The organism is Chelativorans sp. ZYF759 (assembly GCF_012911015.1).
GTDB lineage: Bacteria > Pseudomonadota > Alphaproteobacteria > Rhizobiales > Rhizobiaceae > ZYF759.
The window spans coordinates 1-15,973 of record NZ_WVVV01000019.1 but is presented as its reverse complement, the minus strand read 5'-3'; the positions used below and the strand labels follow the sequence as shown (position 1 = coordinate 15,973).

15 protein-coding genes and 1 pseudogene are annotated in these 15,973 nt (G+C 63.2%); 6 read left to right on the top strand and 10 right to left on the bottom strand.

Annotated features, from left to right (window positions below):
* Positions 1-151 precede the first annotated feature (151 nt).
* Complete coding sequence (locus tag GRZ55_RS20615; RefSeq protein WP_169288842.1) at positions 152-895, top strand: Bax inhibitor-1/YccA family protein; 744 nt, start codon at positions 152-154, stop codon at positions 893-895.
* 146 nt (positions 896-1,041) lie between these two features.
* Here the strand turns inward: GRZ55_RS20615 and GRZ55_RS20610 are convergent, their stop codons facing one another.
* Genes GRZ55_RS20610 through GRZ55_RS20575 form a run of 8 tightly spaced genes read right to left on the bottom strand, consistent with a single transcriptional unit; the run spans position 1,042 to position 8,007 of the window.
* A complete protein-coding gene (locus tag GRZ55_RS20610) occupies positions 1,042-2,730 on the bottom strand; it encodes a complex I subunit 5 family protein (RefSeq protein WP_169288841.1) in 1,689 nt (562 codons plus the stop codon).
* A complete protein-coding gene (locus GRZ55_RS20605) occupies positions 2,727-4,205 on the bottom strand; it encodes a complex I subunit 5 family protein (RefSeq protein WP_088411796.1) in 1,479 nt (492 codons plus the stop codon). Before GRZ55_RS20605 ends, GRZ55_RS20610 begins: the two co-directional genes overlap by 4 nt.
* On the bottom strand, positions 4,202-5,659 hold the full coding sequence (locus GRZ55_RS20600; protein ID WP_089389411.1) for a complex I subunit 5 family protein: 1,458 nt from the start codon (positions 5,657-5,659) through the stop codon (positions 4,202-4,204). Before GRZ55_RS20600 ends, GRZ55_RS20605 begins: the two co-directional genes overlap by 4 nt.
* Complete coding sequence (locus tag GRZ55_RS20595; protein ID WP_088411792.1) at positions 5,656-5,976, bottom strand: NADH-quinone oxidoreductase subunit K; 321 nt, start codon at positions 5,974-5,976, stop codon at positions 5,656-5,658. Before GRZ55_RS20595 ends, GRZ55_RS20600 begins: the two co-directional genes overlap by 4 nt.
* Positions 5,977-5,983: 7 nt before the next feature.
* Positions 5,984-6,928: an MnhB domain-containing protein gene (locus GRZ55_RS20590; RefSeq protein ID WP_088411790.1), complete on the bottom strand. Its 945-nt coding sequence runs from the start codon at positions 6,926-6,928 to the stop codon at positions 5,984-5,986.
* Positions 6,925-7,224, bottom strand: coding sequence for a monovalent cation/H(+) antiporter subunit G (locus tag GRZ55_RS20585; protein WP_088411788.1), 300 nt, complete (start codon positions 7,222-7,224; stop codon positions 6,925-6,927). Before GRZ55_RS20585 ends, GRZ55_RS20590 begins: the two co-directional genes overlap by 4 nt.
* Positions 7,221-7,508: a monovalent cation/H+ antiporter complex subunit F gene (locus tag GRZ55_RS20580; protein WP_198398661.1), complete on the bottom strand. Its 288-nt coding sequence runs from the start codon at positions 7,506-7,508 to the stop codon at positions 7,221-7,223. The genes GRZ55_RS20585 and GRZ55_RS20580 overlap by 4 nt, the downstream gene beginning before the upstream one ends.
* Positions 7,495-8,007 carry a Na+/H+ antiporter subunit E gene (locus GRZ55_RS20575; protein WP_088411786.1) on the bottom strand — a complete coding sequence of 171 codons (513 nt, stop codon included), beginning with the start codon at positions 8,005-8,007 and terminating at the stop codon, positions 7,495-7,497. Before GRZ55_RS20575 ends, GRZ55_RS20580 begins: the two co-directional genes overlap by 14 nt.
* Positions 8,008-8,521: 514 nt before the next feature.
* On the opposite strand from GRZ55_RS20575, the gene GRZ55_RS20570 reads away from it, so the two are divergent.
* From GRZ55_RS20570 to GRZ55_RS20560, 3 genes are read left to right on the top strand one after another with little or no spacing between them, the layout of a single operon-like run.
* Entirely contained in the window at positions 8,522-9,772 is a 1,251-nt protein-coding gene (locus GRZ55_RS20570; protein WP_169288840.1) for a DUF4010 domain-containing protein, read from the top strand.
* 48 nt (positions 9,773-9,820) lie between these two features.
* A complete protein-coding gene (locus tag GRZ55_RS20565; RefSeq protein WP_169288839.1) occupies positions 9,821-10,903 on the top strand; it encodes a patatin-like phospholipase family protein in 1,083 nt (360 codons plus the stop codon).
* 6 nt (positions 10,904-10,909) lie between these two features.
* The gene (locus tag GRZ55_RS20560) at positions 10,910-12,352 is read left to right on the top strand and encodes a GntP family permease (protein ID WP_130990764.1); all 1,443 of its coding nucleotides are present in this window, start codon (positions 10,910-10,912) and stop codon (positions 12,350-12,352) included.
* Between the two features lie 844 nt (positions 12,353-13,196).
* Here GRZ55_RS20560 and GRZ55_RS20555 read toward each other — a convergent pair.
* The gene (locus GRZ55_RS20555) at positions 13,197-13,346 is read right to left on the bottom strand and encodes a hypothetical protein (protein WP_169288838.1); all 150 of its coding nucleotides are present in this window, start codon (positions 13,344-13,346) and stop codon (positions 13,197-13,199) included.
* Positions 13,347-14,015 carry a hypothetical protein gene (locus GRZ55_RS23250; protein WP_246734914.1) on the bottom strand — a complete coding sequence of 223 codons (669 nt, stop codon included), beginning with the start codon at positions 14,013-14,015 and terminating at the stop codon, positions 13,347-13,349.
* A 286-nt stretch (positions 14,016-14,301) separates the two neighbouring features.
* Between GRZ55_RS23250 and GRZ55_RS20545 the strand changes: the two genes are divergently transcribed.
* Positions 14,302-14,499, top strand: a complete 198-nt coding sequence (locus GRZ55_RS20545) for a hypothetical protein (RefSeq protein ID WP_169288837.1) — start codon at positions 14,302-14,304, stop codon at positions 14,497-14,499.
* Between the two features lie 116 nt (positions 14,500-14,615).
* Positions 14,616-15,827: pseudogene (locus tag GRZ55_RS20540) on the top strand (ISL3 family transposase); the annotation flags it as partial.
* Positions 15,828-15,973 lie beyond the last annotated feature (146 nt).

The following is a 15,973-nucleotide window of genomic DNA, read 5'->3' as shown; positions in this document are numbered from 1 at the left end:
CGCCACCGGATTCTCATCCAGATTGACGCGCGCTTCTCACTCAGATTGTCGCGCTACACCTTGCTTGTAAAGACCCTACCTGCAGAGCATATCTCATGCAGCGGGCGGTTCGTTTTGGATCTGCCGCATTTGGACGAATTGGAACCTTTGTATGGCACAGTATGAATCCGTTCGCAGCCGCAACACGGTTGGCGTCCGGACAGCCGAGGTAGACCAAGGCCTGCGCGCCCACATGAACAGGGTCTACGGGTTGATGTCTGTCGCCATGCTGCTTACCGGCGGCGTCGCTTGGGCTGTGGGCACCGCCCCGTCTTTAATGGCGATCTTCCGCGACCCGGTGACGATGCAGCCGAACATCCTCGGCTGGGCGGTGATGTTCGCGCCGCTGATCATGGTGTTTGCTTTTGCCGGCATGATCAACCGGATGTCGGCCGCGACCGCCCAGCTGGTGTTCTACAGCTTTGCCGCGGTCATGGGCCTGTCGATCAGCTGGATTTTCGCCGTCTTCACCGGCGTCTCAATCGCGCAGACCTTCCTTGTGACCGCCGTCGCCTTCGCCGGGCTCAGCCTTTACGGCTACACGACCAAAAAGGATCTGTCCGGTCTCGGCACGTTCCTGATGATGGGTGTGATCGGTCTGATCGTGGCCATGGTCATCAACATCTTCCTGCAGTCGCCGGCGATGATGTTCGCGATCTCGATCATCGGCGTCCTCATCTTTGCCGCACTCACCGCCTACGACACTCAGGCAATCAAGAACGAATACGTTGCGCATGCCGCCCAAGGCGACCAGGAGTGGCTGCAGAAGTCGGCAATCATGGGCGCGCTGCGCCTATACCTCGACTTCATCAACATGTTCATGTTCCTGCTGCAGTTCCTCGGTCGACGCGAGTGACTTGAGGACGTTGCAAAAAGCGTCTGGCAGAAAAAGCCTGACAATACGAAACTAAAAGCAAACTACTTGCTGCTGCCAAAGACTCGGTGGGCTGGTGGACATCTCCGCTGAACGGCGATCGCTGACTAGTTTCGCACGCGGCGCCGTCAGGTAAGCGCAGCGAACAGGCCCAGCGCAATCAGTATAACGGCGGCCGACGTGGCCGCACGATCGTTGATCAGCCGTTCCAGACGCTCAAGCCCCTCGGCGATCTCCGCCAAGAGCTGCCCGTTTTCGCCCGGCCTCTCCGATCGGCCCGCCAATGCGGCTGCCCGGGCAACGGCGGCTGCCCTCGCGCTGAGCCGGGCTGCCGGGCCGAGCAGGTCGCCTTCGGCCAGCGACGGGGCGCGCAGTCCGGTTCCCAACGCGGCGATGACGAGAACTGCCGCGAGCCCAAGGGGCCAGGCGCTGATGCCGAGCGCCAACAGGTCAATCGCCTCGTAGGGCGCATTGCCCGTTGCCCGGGCATAGAGTGACCACGGCAGGCCAAGCGCGGCGGCTGACAGCGCTACCAGCGGCACGACCATGAGACCGGGCGGGCCGCTAGATTTTGCAGGCGCGGGAAGGGTGAAAAAGTAGCGCACCAGCAACAGCCCTGAGGTCAGCGCCGAGAGGCCGATTAACGTCGCGCCAAAGTCGCCTGCGGGACCCTTGATCGCCGATTTCACAAGCGCGCCGGCGGTTAGCGGCAACCCGGCCACCGACAAGGCGGCCATTGCCAGTGCCGCGATCACCAAGCCCCGCGCCACGCCCCGAGCCTTGCCGACCACGCCGACGCCCAGGAACAGCGCCCCCTTGGCCAGCCCGTGATGCAGCGCATAAAGCGCTACCGCCGGCAGAACCGAAGCCGCCGGCAGGCCCGCCGCCAGCGCCGCGCCCATCACGCCCATCAGAAGCCCCATCTGGCTGACTGTTGAATAGGCCAGCACCGTCTTTGGATTGCCCTGCATCGCCCCGTAGAGCGCCGCCGTGAAGAGCCCGCCGAACCCCGCAAGAGCCAGCAGCGTTCCACTGATCGGCCAGGCGCTGCCCCAAGGCAGAAATGTGACCAGCCCGAAGATGCCCGCCTTCACGATGGCGCCAGACAGCACCGCCGAGGCCGGGACCGGCGCCGCCGGATGTGCCACCGGAAGCCAGACATGCAGCGGGACCAATCCCGCCTTGATGCCGAAACCCGCAATCAGCAACCACAGCACCAGCGGGTCGGCCCCCGGGTCGGCGAGCCTGTCGCGAACCCCCTCTATGAGGATCGTTCCCCCTGCCGCATGGGCGATCATCATGAAACCGGCCAGCAGCGCGGTTTCGCCGACAACTGCAAGGATGATGTAGACCACGCCGGCCCTCATCGACGCGGGTTTGCGATCGTGGATCACAAGCGGATAGGCGGCCAGCGACACCAGCGCGAAGGACACGTAGAAGGTCGCCAGATCCGCTGCCAGAAACACACCCAGGTTTCCAGCGAGTACCAGCATCCAGAACAGGGCAAAGGTTTGCGCGCGGGAATCGCCGCGCATGTACCGCAGGGCATAAACCCCAGCCCAGAACCACAGCAGCGCGGCGCCGCCCAGAAACAGCACCCCCGTTTCGGTCAGTCGGAGTCCGCCATCGAGCAGTACCCCAGGCACGCTCAGGGTCTGGTCTCGCGGCGCCAGGAACACGGCGGCGAGTGCCGGGAGCGGCCCAAGCGGCAGCGCCAAAAGCATCCTCGGCCCCAGCTTCGGCAGCAGGCACAGAAAGGCGAGAAAGAGTGGCCAGAGGATCACGACCAACAGAAGAAGGCTGGGTGCGATTGTCATTTCAGATAGCCACTCTCGGCGATCAGCTCGGCCCATCTCAGCGGGCTGAACGGAAAAGTCGCAAAGGCTCCGGCCGCCAATGTTATCAGGGCGGTCACCGCGGCGGGGAGGACCAGCATCCTGTTCCATGCGCCGTCCAGTTCGCGTACCGGCGCCAGCTCCTTCGATGGCGGAAGCAGCCAGGCGCGGTAGAGCAGCGGCAGGAAGTAGAGCGCATTCAGAAGTGACGATCCCGCCAGAACGGCGATGACCCAACTCGCCTCGGACTGCAGCCCTCCCATCCCCAGGTACCATTTCGAGATGAAACCTGCGGTCGGCGGAATGCCGATCATGCCGAGCGCGCCGATGCTGAAGGCTGCCATTGTCACCGGCATCGCCCGCCCGGCACCGTCGAGATCCGCCACCAACTTGATCCCCATCCGGTTGTCCAGCGCCCCTGCGCACATGAAAAGAGTGATCTTCATGATCCCCTGATGCACCAGATGCACCAGCCCGCCGATGATCGCGAAGGGGCCGATCAGGCTGGCCCCGAGAATGATGTAGCTGACCTGGCTGACCGTCGAATAGGCCAGCCGCTTCTTGATGTCGGTCTGCATCACGGCGCGGAACGAGCCATAGAGGATGGTCGCTCCGGCCCACAAGGCAAGCGGCGTGCCGAGGCCAAGCTCCGATACCGTATCGATTCCGTAAACGTCGTAGATCATCCTCAGGATCCCGAACGCGCCGGCCTTGACCACGGCCACGGCGTGGAGCAGCGCGCTCACCGGAGCGGGCGCGGCCATCGCCTCGGGCAACCATACGTGGAACGGGATGAGCGCCGCCTTCACGCCGAGCCCGCCGATGCAAAGGATGAAGATCAGCGTGAGTTCCAGCCGCGGGATCCCGGTCAGATCAGGCGGTGCCGTGAACTCGATCGTGCCGACGAGCGACTTCAGCCAGACGATGCCCGCCAGAAAGGCGGCGCTGCCTGCCAGCGTATAGATCAGGTAGATGCGCCCCGCGCGGAGGGACTTCTCGTCACCCTTGTGGACGACCAGCGGCCACGTCGCCAAGGTCAGGAGTTCATAGAAGAGGAAGAAGGTGATCGCCGTGCCAGAAATGGCCACTCCGGTCGCCGATAGGACACAGAGGTTGAAGAATCCGAAGAAGCGCCCCAAGTGCGGTCCGCGCTTGAAATAGGCGATCGCATAGACGGTGGTTATCAGCCACAGGAAGGCAGAGAGAGTGACAAACAGCAATGAAAGTGAATCCGGCCGGAGGATGAATTCGTGTCCCGGCAGGAATTCGTAGCGCCATTCCGTGATCGTGCCCTCGCGTGCTGCCAGCAGCAAGGCGCCCACGAGCGCCAGCTTGCTCAGGGCGAAGCCGATGTTGATCGCGTCGCGCCAGACCGCGAGGCGGTCCGGCAGGGCAAAGCTGATCAGCGCCGGAACGATTGTCAGCGAGACCAGCAGCAGGGGTAAAAGACTGTTCACGGGACCTCCCCAACCGCAGCCGCCGGAGGCCCTGCCTGGGACACCCCTGCAGAGATATCGACCATCGCTTGTCCGGCGAACCCCAGCGACACTGCCAGAAGCCCCAGCGCCAGCGGAGCGGCGGTTTGCAACGTGTCCTTTGCCTCGGTAACCGGTGTGTCTCTGCCGGCGAAGGTCCTGGATAGCGGATTGAACAGGTAGACTGCGGCCATCAACCCGCCAACGAGCAGGATGGCGGCCTGGAACACGGCGCCTTGCTCCAGCGCAGCCTCGAGCAGGAGGAACTTCGCTATGAAGCCGGCCGAGGGCGGCAGGCCCATCAATGATATCGCGGCCAGCCCGAAGGCAGCCACCGTCAGCGGCATTACCCGCACAAGGCCACTAAGGTCCTCCAAGCGGTGGCCGTTCACCGCCTTGAGCATAAGCCCGGCCGCGAGGAACATCGCAGCCTTCGCAAGCATGTGGGCTATCGCATGGATTGTCATTCCGGCCCAAGCCCGGTCGGACCCTGCCGCTGTCACGACAAGCGGAAAAGCCAGCAGCAGATAGCCGATCTGCGCCACGGTCGAATAGGCCACGAGGGCTTTCAGGGTTTCCTGCCGGATCGCCTGGATCGAGCCGTAAAGTACCGCCAGCGCACCGAGCCAGCCAAGCACATCGAGTGCCGCAGGGGCTACGATGGCCGGGAAGGCCTCGAACCAAAGGCGCAGCAGGATCACGAATCCTACCTTGACGACAATCGCGGAGAGCAGGGCGCTGGCGGGTGCGGGTGCTGCGGCATGGGCTGGCGGCAGCCAGCCGTGCAGCGGAAAGACCGCCGCCTTGATCAGCAGTCCCGCCGTCATCACCGCCAGTGCGACCTTGGTCGCAAGGTCCGGCCTCGCTGTCCCGGCCAGCAGTGTGATGTCCACTGTCGCGTAATTGGCAAACAGAAGCGCGACGCCTAGCAGGTAGGCCAGCGATCCGACCAGCGCGACCACGAAGTACTGCAGCGCGGCGCGCAGCGAGCCCATCGCCGCCATCGCCACCGCGGCAAGGCTGACCATTTCCAGCGCGACATAAAGATTGAAGAGATCGGTGGTCAGGAATCCAGCATTTGCTCCGCCCCACAACAGGTAGAAGAGCGGCCAGAAGGCATAGCCGTGGGCGGTCTCCGACCCGCTCGGCCCGGGCGCGAATTCGCGCAGCGCGTACAGTCCAATGATCGAAGCGCAGGCTGACGTGGCTGCCACCAAAAGCTGTGCCACCCCATCCGCACGCAACAGGATTCCCAGCGGCAGGTTCCAGTCACCCACTATATGGGCGGTACCCTCTGGCAGTAGCAGCAGCCACACCGTCAGACCCGCCATGACCGGAATTGCCGCCAGTAGCAATAAGCGTCCCCGGCTCCCAAGCAGCACCGCCGCGATCATCAGAGCGAGGGGCACTGCGACAAGCAAGTCAAGCGGGCTCATGCACTGTCGCCGGTCGCTTCGACCGCCGCGGTGTCATCTCGTGCCCGCTCCTCCTCGGCCACGCGCACAACCAACGCAGCACCGAAAGCGGTGAGCGCCACCGCGACGACGATGCCGGTGATGACCAGCGCCTGCGGGAACGGATCGGTCGAAGCGGTGCCGCGCCCGAGTCCACCGAGGATCAGGAAGATACCGGCACCAACCACATTGACGGCCAGAAGCTGACGCAACGGATGACGCAGGGTCACGATGCCGTAGAGGCCGAGCCCCACCAATGCCGCCCCTGTTAGCGGGTAAAGATGCATTAACGTTGGCATGCAGTAGTCAGCTCCTATGATCCGGCGCTACCGACCGACCCGCCAGTAGCAGCGCGAGGGTCGCGCCGATCGACAGCGCAAGGCTGTACTCGATCGCGACGATCATGGCCTTCGCGAAGCCTGGCGGATAGAACAGGAATCGGCCCAGTGCGATTCCCGCCAGGCCGATGATGAGAAAGACCCCCGGGCCAAGCACAAGCACCGCGCGGAGAATGCTGTTGTCGGCCCGCGGCCATGCGACCGCTCCGCCGATCGCGGCGATGATCAGACCGCCGGCAAGCACGGTTCCGGCCTGAAACGCTCCACCCGGAAAGTCCGACCCGGCCCAGACCAGATAGGCCGCCATCACCAGCGCCAAGGGCAAGAGCAACCGTCCGAAGGCCTGAGCGACGCTTCCCCCCCCGCTTTCCGCCAGGTTCAGTGACGCGGGCGGGCGCGGCCATGCATTTCCCGGGGCGAGCGACCAGACTGCGACAAGCGCGCCCAGCAGGACGAATGTTTCCAGCAATGTGTCATAGGCCCGGAAGGCCAGAAGCACGCCAGTCACCGGGTTCTCGATGCCAAGCTCCGGCAGCAGCGCGGCGATTGGCCCGCCCAAGTCGTCTGCGGGCGCGACACTCAGGACCGCGGACCCAACCAGCGCCGTCAAACCAGTGCAGGCCAACACCGCGCCGGCACGTAGCCAGCCGGGCGTCTCGGCGCTGACCAGATCGTCACCAAGCGCCATCAGCCGTTGCCGCGTCAGTATCAGCAAAACTCCGGTGATGCCCGCGCCGATGGCGATCTCTGCCATGGCGACATTGACTGCGTTCATAGCCAGCCATGCCAGTCCGAGCAGATTGCCGAAAACGATGAAAAAAACGATTGCCGCCAGCGCGTTGTGCGTGAGAAGCGCTGCGGCTGCAGTACCGACGATCATCAGGCAGAGGATGAGGTCGAATGCCAGCGTCATCGGTCCGTGCCCCGCTCGGCCGCAGTCTTCGCGCGGCGCGCCATCAGTTGTGCGGTCGCTCCGGCGGCCATGAGCGCGAACAGCCAGACGGCGGCGATCTTGAAAGCGACAGCCACCGAACCCCAGTGCAACGCGGCGGCAAGCGCCACGAAGCCCAGACCGACGTTGTCGGCCTTGGTAAGCGCGTGCAGCCTTAACTCGGCATCTTGAAACCTGAGCAGCCCCAACGATCCGGCCGCATAGAAAAAGACACCGATGTAAAGAAGCGCAGGGACCAGGTAATCGGCCAATGTCATGGCTTTGGGTCTCCGGGCTCGTCCGCATCACTCTGGCCGTCCCGCACAAAAGCGAGAATTGCCACCGAGGCCAGCACTGTGCCAACCAAGGCCGCATCCAGCATCGAAGCGTCGTCCCTGGCCGCGCCCAGCGTCAGCGCCACGCCGACCCCGCTGGTCGCGACGAGTTGCGCTGCCATTACGTGGTCGATCGCCCGTGGCCCGAACCAGGCACGAAAAAGCGCCAGCGCCAGCGTGAGCAGAAGAACGACGGCGGCGACCATGAAATGGTCAGCTGCGTCCACGATTTTCTCCTGCGTAGCGAGGGGTAACGACAGGCATACCAAACAAGCGTAGCACGCGGCGTTCTTCTGCCTGAAGGCTGCGCAGGTTGAAATCTTCGGTGTCAAGCATGTGAACCTCCAACGCGCCATTGCGGATCCCTGCGGCCAATGAGCCAGGCAGAACGCTGACGACCCCGCCAAGGACGGCATTCACCTCAGCGATATTCGTCAAGAGCGGCACCCGGCGCCAGCCGGGCCGGACGGGCAGACGTGGGTCGAGCACTCGCCGCGCGACGTCCAGACCACCTAAGAAGCCGCGGAGCAGGAGGTGCGGCACGTACAGGACCGCCCACCACAGCCGAATCCCCGGTTGTGTCGCCGGGTAAAGCGCAAGGCTGATTGAGGTTGTCAGCAGGACCGCTGGCGCCCCGTAGTACAGCGCATCCATTGCGCCCCCTGTCAGCGCTAGCCAGAACGTTGAGAAGGCCACGAGGCGCACTGATGTCGCAAGCATTTTCATGCTCTAATCCCCACTATCTCATCTAACTGGCTCACGGCCGCCAAATCATGATGCGTGGATTTTGTTTACTGTAGTTGTTGGCCGAATGATAGGGCTTACTGGTGCCCCAGGCGTTCCATCCCGGATGAGGACATAGACTCTCGCTGGATTGCCCTGTTCAAGGCAAAATCGATCCTGCGGGGGGTGCGGCGGACAAGAAGGAAGACAATCCATTGGACTGTTTCCCCACCAAACGGACGAGGGCTGGGAATGCTGATCTCGCTTCACGAGCAGGGGACGACCACGCCGAAGATCCGGGCCGCGATCCGGGCGAGCGACAAGCCAGCCTCGCTGGTGACCGAGCCGCGTCACCCAGATTCAGCCATAGCTCGAAATCCGTTGCGATACGGCACTGCGCAAAGCACAAGGTGGGCCTGACTGCAACGGCAGCCGCCAAACCGCCTACTGTCCGGTCATTCGTTCGTTGGATGCAACAAAGAATGGTAAAATAGTCTTGGAAACCTCTCAAGTGTTATTGCTGCTCGAGGCCTTGGGCATCGGCCTTTTGATCGGGATCGAACGCGAGCGGAATGCGGGAACGACCGGAGGCCCCGCCCAGGCAGGGGTGCGCACCTTTGCGCTCGCCTCGCTGACCGGGGCGCTGAGTCAGATTGCCGGTGGATGGCCGATGCTCGCCGTCGCCGTCGCCGTCATCGGCGGCCTGCGCATGGTGACGCATCTGTCTCAGCCGGATCGTCAGGCGGGCCTGACGACCAGCCTTGCGCTGCTGATCGTGGTCGTGCTGGGCGCACTGTCGATCGAGCACACGTTCCTCGCGGCGGCATCCGGGGTTCTGGTCGCGGCGCTCCTGGCCGCGCGCACAGTGCTGCGCGAGTTCAGTCGCTCGGTGCTAAACGACTTCGAGATCCGCGACGGCCTCATCCTCGGCGTCTCGGCGCTACTGATCCTGCCGATCCTGCCCAACGAAGGCTTGGGTCCGGGCGGGGCGATCAATCCGCAAAACCTGTTCGTGATCGTCATTCTCGTCATGGCGATCGGCGCTGTCGGCCACGTCTGCACGCGGGTCTTCGGTTCACGGCTGGGGCTGCCGCTGAGCGGTTTCCTCTCGGGGTTCGTGTCGAGCACCGCCACCGTGGCGGCCATGTTGAAGAAGGTGCAGGATCGGCCGTTCGAGGCCTATCCCGCTGCTGCTGGTGTCACGTTCTCCTCGGTTTCGTCGCTCGCGCAAACCGGCATCGTACTGCTGTTCCTCAGCCCCTCGATGTTCACACTTGCAGCCCCGATCCTGATCATCCCTTCGGGCGTGGCCTTCCTCTATGGGATCCTGCTTGCACGCATCGGATCGCGCGGCGGCGGCGCAGAGCCCGATAGGCTCGAACTTCCCAGCCGGATTTTCAGCGTCCAGGGCGCATTGAGCTTTGCGACGATCGTGGCGACGGTCATCGTCGTCTCCGCTGTCCTGAACGACCGTTTCGGAAGCGAGGCCGTCCTGGTGTCGGCGGCGCTCGCGGGGCTGGTGAGCACGGGATCCGCTGCCGTTGCGCTTGCCTCGCTTGTTGTTGCCGGGCAGTTGCCGGCATCCGAGGCGGTCGTGCCGCTGGCAGCAGCGATCAGCGTGAATGCCGGTGTGCGGATCGTCCTGGCCCTTCGCGGAGGGGCGACGGCGTTCGGCTGGGCGGTTGCCACCGGCCTCCTGTTGACCGCCGCCGCTGTCTGGGCGGGGTGGTGGTTTGCAGCCGCCATCCGCATCATGATGGCGGCCTGAGAGTCGTGCCGCGGCGTAGACGCGGGAAGCGCATGTGTGGAGGGCGATATGGTCCAGCAACAGCCCAAAAAGACGATCGATCTGGCGCTTCAGGGCGGCGGGTCCCACGGGGCGCTGACTTGGGGTGTGCTCGACCGCATCCTGGAAGACGAACGGCTGGAGATCGCCGGCATCAGCGGGACCAGCGCTGGGGCAATGAATGCCGTGGTGCTTGCGCAAGGATTTCAAGAGCGTGGCCGGGAGGGAGCGCGCGAGGCGCTCGCCGCCTTCTGGCGGGCCGTGAGCGTTGCAGCGCGCTTTTCGCCGGTGCAGCGCAGCTGGTGGAACAGGCTCACCGGCAACTTCAACCTCGACAAGTCGCCCGGCTACCAATTCTTCGACAACCTGTCACGGCAGTTCTCTCCCTATGAGCTCAATCCGCTCGACATCAATCCGTTGCGCGACCTCGTAGCCAGCACGGTCGACTTCGATCGGGTCAATGCCTGCGCGATGCCGAAGATCTTTGTCACCGCTACCAATGTGCGCACCGGCCAGGCGCGCGTCTTTACCCAGCCGCATCTGTCGGTGGAAACGATCATGGCCTCGGCCTGTCTGCCATCGGTGTACCAGGCGGTGGAGATCGATGGCGAAGCCTATTGGGACGGTGGCTATATCGGCAATCCAGCGCTTCACCCCCTAGTCGACGAGACCGACTGTCGTGACATGGTGATCGTCCAGATCAATCCTATGACTCGCAGCAAACTGCCGCGAACGGGGCGTGAGATCCTCAACCGGGTGAACGAGATCAGCTTCAATTCCAGCCTCATAAAGGACCTTCGGGCGATCCAGCTGCTGCACAAACTTATTGAGGCGGAGGGGCTTGAGACGGAACGCTACCGCGACATGCGGGTCCATCTGATCCATGCTGATGAGGAGCTGCAGGACCTGGACGCCTCCAGCAAGCTCAACGCCGAATGGACATTCCTCAGCCACCTGCAACAGCGCGGCCGGGGTTGGGCGCACCATTGGCTAGAGGCGAACTTTGGTGACCTCGGCGTGCGCTCCACGTTCGACCTCGACGCGCTGTTCGTCGACTCGCTGCGGCCGATGCAGAGGCCCAACAAGTCGAGCGCCAACCGGTCAGCGGAGTAGTCGCAAATGTATGGCATCCTGGTCGTCGTTGCTGCGCTCGGCGGGCTCATGTATCTCGCTTACCGTGGCGTCACCTTGCTGATCCTGGCGCCGGGTCTCGCCCTGCTCACCGTGCTCGCCTCGTTTGAACGGCCGCTGCTTGCCAGTTACACTCAGATCTTCATGGTGGCGACGGGTGATTTCATCGTCCAGTACTTCCCGGTCTTCCTGCTCGGGGCCATCTTCGGCAAGCTGATGGAGGATACCGGCAGTGCCGAGGTTCTGGCCAACGCCACGATCCGGAGGCTTGGCAGCGACCGCGCCATATTGGCGGTGGTGCTGTCATGCGCGGCGATGACCTATGGCGGGGTATCGCTGTTCGTGGTCGCGTTCGCCGTGTTTCCGATCGCTGCAGCAGTCTTTCGCCGCGCCAATCTCCCCAAGCGGCTGATACCGGGCACCATCGCTCTTGGCGCCTTCACCTTCACCATGACCGCGCTGCCCGGCACGCCGGCGATCCAGAACGCGATCCCGATGCCTTATTTCGGCACGTCGCCCTTTGCCGCGCCGGGGCTCGGCATCCTGACGGCGTTGATTATGTTTGCGCTTGGCCAACTGTGGTTGGAGCGACGGGCGCGGGCCACCTCCGAAGGCTACGGCGACCACCCCGACGCTGAACGGCGCACTGACAGGGCCTTGCGCGAGCGCGCCGCGGGCGAAGGCTTCGACATTGGCGAACTCCCGGCCGGGGCGCGTCCGGCCGCGCCGCCGGCCCTCATGTTGGCGGCACTGCCGCTCGTCACGGTGATCGCCATCAACCTCACCTTTACCGCCCTCGTCATCCCGGCCATGGACACCGACTATCTTGCCGCGCCCGAATATGGCTCGGTGACCATCGATGCGGTGCGCGGCATCTGGTCCATAATCGCCGCGCTGGTCATTTCAATCGTGCTCATGATCGCCGTGAACTGGTCGCGCCTACCGAGGCTGACCGCCTCGCTGGATGCCGGGGCCCACGCCTCGCTGCTGCCGATCTTCAATACCGCGAGCCTTGTCGGGTTCGGCTCCGTCATCGCCTCGCTGTCGGCCTTCGCGCTGATCCGTGATTCGGTGATCGGGATCGGCGGCGACAATCCCCTGATCTCGCTGGCGATCTCGGTCAACCTTCTGGCCGGGATGACCGGCTCGGCGTCCGGAGGCATGAGCATCGCGCTCACCACGCTCGGCGGCGTCTATCTGGAGATGGCCCAGGCCGCGGGTATCTCGCCGGAGCTGATGCACCGGGTGACCGCGGTGGCCACCGGCGGGCTCGACGCATTGCCCCATAACGGTGCCGTCATCACGCTTCTAGCAATCTGCGGCCTGACGCACCGCGAGGCCTATCTTGATGTCGCCGTCGTCGCCGTGGCCGTCCCGATCCTCGCGCTGATCGTGCTGATCACCCTGGGAACGTTGCTGGGGAGTTTCTGAAATATGCCAACCAGTCGGCCCAGCCTGGAAAGATATCCCGCTGGCAGCCGGTGGCGCGCGTGCAAGCAGACCTGTGTGCATCGTCATCCGCGTGGAGAGGCAACTCGCCAGAGAAGGTTCGACCCCAGGCCCGTCCCCTCCTCCGCGCCAGACACGAGAACGGTAGCGAACCTCCGGTCGCTTCAATCCTCCCCCGACCTTCGACGGCAAGGCCCGCCCATCGTCCACGGCCGCACTGGAGCGCCTCCCGATCCTCATCTTCGTCGTAGCACCGACGTCGGCATGCCGGAGACGATCACCCGCCGGCGCAACGTGACCGTTCTCGTCAACGGGCGATCCAGGATTCCACGCGCGCAACCCGGCCGTAAGGTGTCGATGCCGAGAACGGAGAGGCCACCGTCCTGATCCTGCCGCTGGCACTGTGGCCGGTCATCATCATGCCTCGCGCACCCGAGCGGGGGCTTCATCATCGAAATGGCCATCACCGCCGGTCTTGACGTTAGCGATTGAAGCCGAATGGCGGAAACGCGCCCTCGGCGTGGTTCCGGCGCAGCCGAAAGCGCGGTCCGAAGGGCAACGCCCAGCCTCTACACATCAGCGCCCGATGCGTTTGCCGGGTGTGCTGCCGAAGCGGGCCTTCGCGTTAACACGACCAGCGATGCAATCGCCGGCGTGCAGAAGGAGAGCCGATCCAGCCGCTTCCGCGCAAACAAGAGTGTAGCTGGCGGAATCGCTCGTGAAGTCTGGGGCGAGCGCTGCATGCGTTAGGCGGAGCTGCTCGGTCAGGGTCTCCGTAGTTGCATCCGCTCCGGTCACGAACGAGTCGATGAGACGGCGCGAATTCCTAAGCAAACAGTTCGCTGGTCGCGCCGCGCGTCGACCCGTCGAGCACGATTGCCAGAAATGAATCGCCACGAATGCCGATGCCGGCATGGTCGCGGTTGTCAGCCGTTCTGGTGCCCTGCTGGCAATCCCACCGGACGTCGAAGGGCATTCAGTCAGCACCCGACCGGGTGAGCGCCAATAGTCGCTCGTAGACAATGTCGGCACGGCCCGCGGGCCCCCGGATGTTGCCCTCGAGGAAGTGATCGAAGCTCTGGTCCTCGAGCAGATCAGTTATCTGTTCGGCAATATAGGTTCGGATGTCGATCTCAGCCTCGGCGACTTCCTGGACAAGCGCCTCTCTGCCGTCGGCCAGTAGGAGAATGTCTTCGGCGTCCCGGCTGCCGATCAGATCCCCACCACCCCGCCCACGATATGCCTCGAGCTTGGTGGCGACAAACAATGGTGGCGTGAGGTGGCGAATGGGGAGCGAATCTTCCAGTTCCGTCTGGACGGCGGTCTCGATACCCTTGCCATACGACCGGTTGCTGAAGCCGAGGATCTTTTCATCGTCCGGCATGAAGTCGACTTTGAGCTCGCCAAGCTTCATGCGGCAAATGACGTTGTCTTCGGCCGATTCAGTAAAGCCGCGCTTGCGCAACTGATCCAGCAGTTCTGCCCACTCGGCAAATCCCGCAAGGTCGACGATCAGGTCGACGTCGTCCGTGGCCCTGACCCCTTCGAGCGTGATGGGATCGGTGATGTAGAGCGCTGTTGTACAACTCGACGACGGAACGCCCACGGGACCGGTTTTGAGCGCAAGCTTCTTTACCCATGGCATCCCTGGACTGGACGGCAAGTCTCTATCCACGAGGTGATCGAGAAGAAGAATGCAGCGTTTTTCCGCTGCACCCTTTCCGGACAGTCGTTGCATCGTTGGCTGGAGATTCCGGCGTGGATGTTCGACCGGGTGGTCAGCGCGAGCTGGCGCATCACGGATGCTCCGCACGTCGATCTTGCTGCGCTTGGTACCCTGGCGACCCTTCTCCAGGACACCCGTACCCCATCGCAATCTCAGGAGATGGGCGCAGCATTGGGCTCTCATGACGCGAATCGGGGAGATGTCCATGCCGCGCAAGCCCACGACATACCAGTTCGATCTGTTCTCCAAGCCGAACGACGCCGACACGATGCAGACGCCGCAATGGCAGACGCTGCCCGTCGAGACGCGTCGATCCGTGACGACGCTGATGGTAAGCCTGATCCTCGATCACGTCGAAGACGAGCGCTCTCCCGGAGAGAGGGAGGCGCGTCATGATGCATGAGAAGATCAGGCCGCATCATCTGGAGCGGAAGGCAATTGTCGATTTACATTTCAAAGGGTTCTTCCTCACTTTGTGTGGTTAACAGGTTGTAGGCATCGCATTTGCTACCTGCGGGGATGCGCACGAAATCGAAATGGTCACCCGGCCCAGGGGTCAATGTTCTGGGCATCTCACTCCAAAACGACGGCAAATGGGCCGTTTCCGCGGTCGCGAAGCCAGTCGGAACGTGTCCGGATTGCTGTATGCGAAGTCGTCATCGGCACGGTTGGCGCAAGCGCACTCTTCAAGACCTTTCGGTTCAGGGGCAGGTGGTGAACGTTCAGCTCACCCTGAGCCGGTGGCAATGCAGACACCGGGAATGTCAGCGGCGAACCTTCACTGACCGATTGCCTGATATCGCTGCACCCTACACGCGGCGTACCGCTCGGATGGCCGCGATTGTAGACTTGGTGGGTTACAGCATGGGTGGCCGCCCCGCGGAACATCTGATGGGTCGCCTTGGTATGCCTGTCAGCGATGACACGATCCTTCGCCAGATCAAACGAAGAGCTTCGGTCTCAATTCAGGATGCAGTGAGAGTCGTTGGCATCGATGATTGGAGTTGGCGTCGCTCCACACGATACGGCACGATCATGGTCGATCTCGAGCGTCGTGCAGTCGTTGATATTCTGGACGACCGCAGCGTTGCGAGCGCGAAAGCATGGCTGCAAGCACGTCCCTCTATTGAGGTCGTCAGTCGAGATCGTTGCGGTCTCTATGCCCAGGCTTCTCGAGAGGGCGCGCCGCAGGCCCGCCAGGTGGCGGATCGCTTTCATCTGGTTCAGAATCTCAGGGCGGCTATCAAGGAACAGATGAGCCTTTGCGGCCATGCCAACGTCAGACCGATACTGTCAGAAGACGCCATTGCCAGCACCACGGCTCAACACCGCCGTGCGCGCCTTGCCCATCGGCAGTCGCGCCAGGAAATATTCGAGATGCTGCATGCTCTACGCCAGCAGGGTCTCACCTACAGTGAGATTGCTAGACGCACGGGATTTGAGCGTCGGAGCGTCACCAACTGGCTAACATCAAGTGCACCCAGGGACAGAAATCGAGCGGCATTGAATCCGACATCCCCTTTGTATTTCGAAGCGTTCCTGGCTGAGTGCTGGAAGGATGGAAACCGCCTTGGGCGTCATCTTTTCCATGACCTCAAGAACCGGGGCTATACTGGAAGCCGTTCGAACCTGGAACGACTTTTGCAGGTGTGGCGACAAGCCGAAAACGTCCGCTCCGAGGTGACGCTGCCCGAGGTAAAGGTTTCAGAGCCTGTCCGTGATCCTGACACGTAACCCTTCGGCGTAGGACGCCTTGTGCGGTTGGAAGGCGGCCAAGAGATTGTGCGTATGGATATGCATACTCACACTCACACTCACGAAGTGTCCCGGCTGGAGGTCGTCGACACTGGTCGCCGCCGTCGATGGACGGATGAAGC

What these genes read in the sequence shown, in the direction of transcription:
- GRZ55_RS23250 (WP_246734914.1), bottom strand. Translation starts at nt 14,015, where the DNA reads ATGCCATGGGTAAAGAAGCTTGCGCTCAAAACCGGTCCCGTGGGCGTT.
- GRZ55_RS20610 (WP_169288841.1), bottom strand. Translation starts at nt 2,730, where the DNA reads ATGACAATCGCACCCAGCCTTCTTCTGTTGGTCGTGATCCTCTGGCCA.
- GRZ55_RS20585 (WP_088411788.1), bottom strand. Translation starts at nt 7,224, where the DNA reads ATGACATTGGCCGATTACCTGGTCCCTGCGCTTCTTTACATCGGTGTC.
- GRZ55_RS20555 (WP_169288838.1), bottom strand. Translation starts at nt 13,346, where the DNA reads ATGCCCTTCGACGTCCGGTGGGATTGCCAGCAGGGCACCAGAACGGCT.
- GRZ55_RS20615 (WP_169288842.1), top strand. Translation starts at nt 152, where the DNA reads ATGGCACAGTATGAATCCGTTCGCAGCCGCAACACGGTTGGCGTCCGG.
- GRZ55_RS20590 (WP_088411790.1), bottom strand. Translation starts at nt 6,928, where the DNA reads ATGACGCTGGCATTCGACCTCATCCTCTGCCTGATGATCGTCGGTACT.
- GRZ55_RS20560 (WP_130990764.1), top strand. Translation starts at nt 10,910, where the DNA reads ATGTATGGCATCCTGGTCGTCGTTGCTGCGCTCGGCGGGCTCATGTAT.
- GRZ55_RS20545 (WP_169288837.1), top strand. Translation starts at nt 14,302, where the DNA reads ATGCCGCGCAAGCCCACGACATACCAGTTCGATCTGTTCTCCAAGCCG.
- GRZ55_RS20600 (WP_089389411.1), bottom strand. Translation starts at nt 5,659, where the DNA reads ATGAGCCCGCTTGACTTGCTTGTCGCAGTGCCCCTCGCTCTGATGATC.
- GRZ55_RS20595 (WP_088411792.1), bottom strand. Translation starts at nt 5,976, where the DNA reads ATGCCAACGTTAATGCATCTTTACCCGCTAACAGGGGCGGCATTGGTG.
- GRZ55_RS20575 (WP_088411786.1), bottom strand. Translation starts at nt 8,007, where the DNA reads ATGAAAATGCTTGCGACATCAGTGCGCCTCGTGGCCTTCTCAACGTTC.
- GRZ55_RS20565 (WP_169288839.1), top strand. Translation starts at nt 9,821, where the DNA reads ATGGTCCAGCAACAGCCCAAAAAGACGATCGATCTGGCGCTTCAGGGC.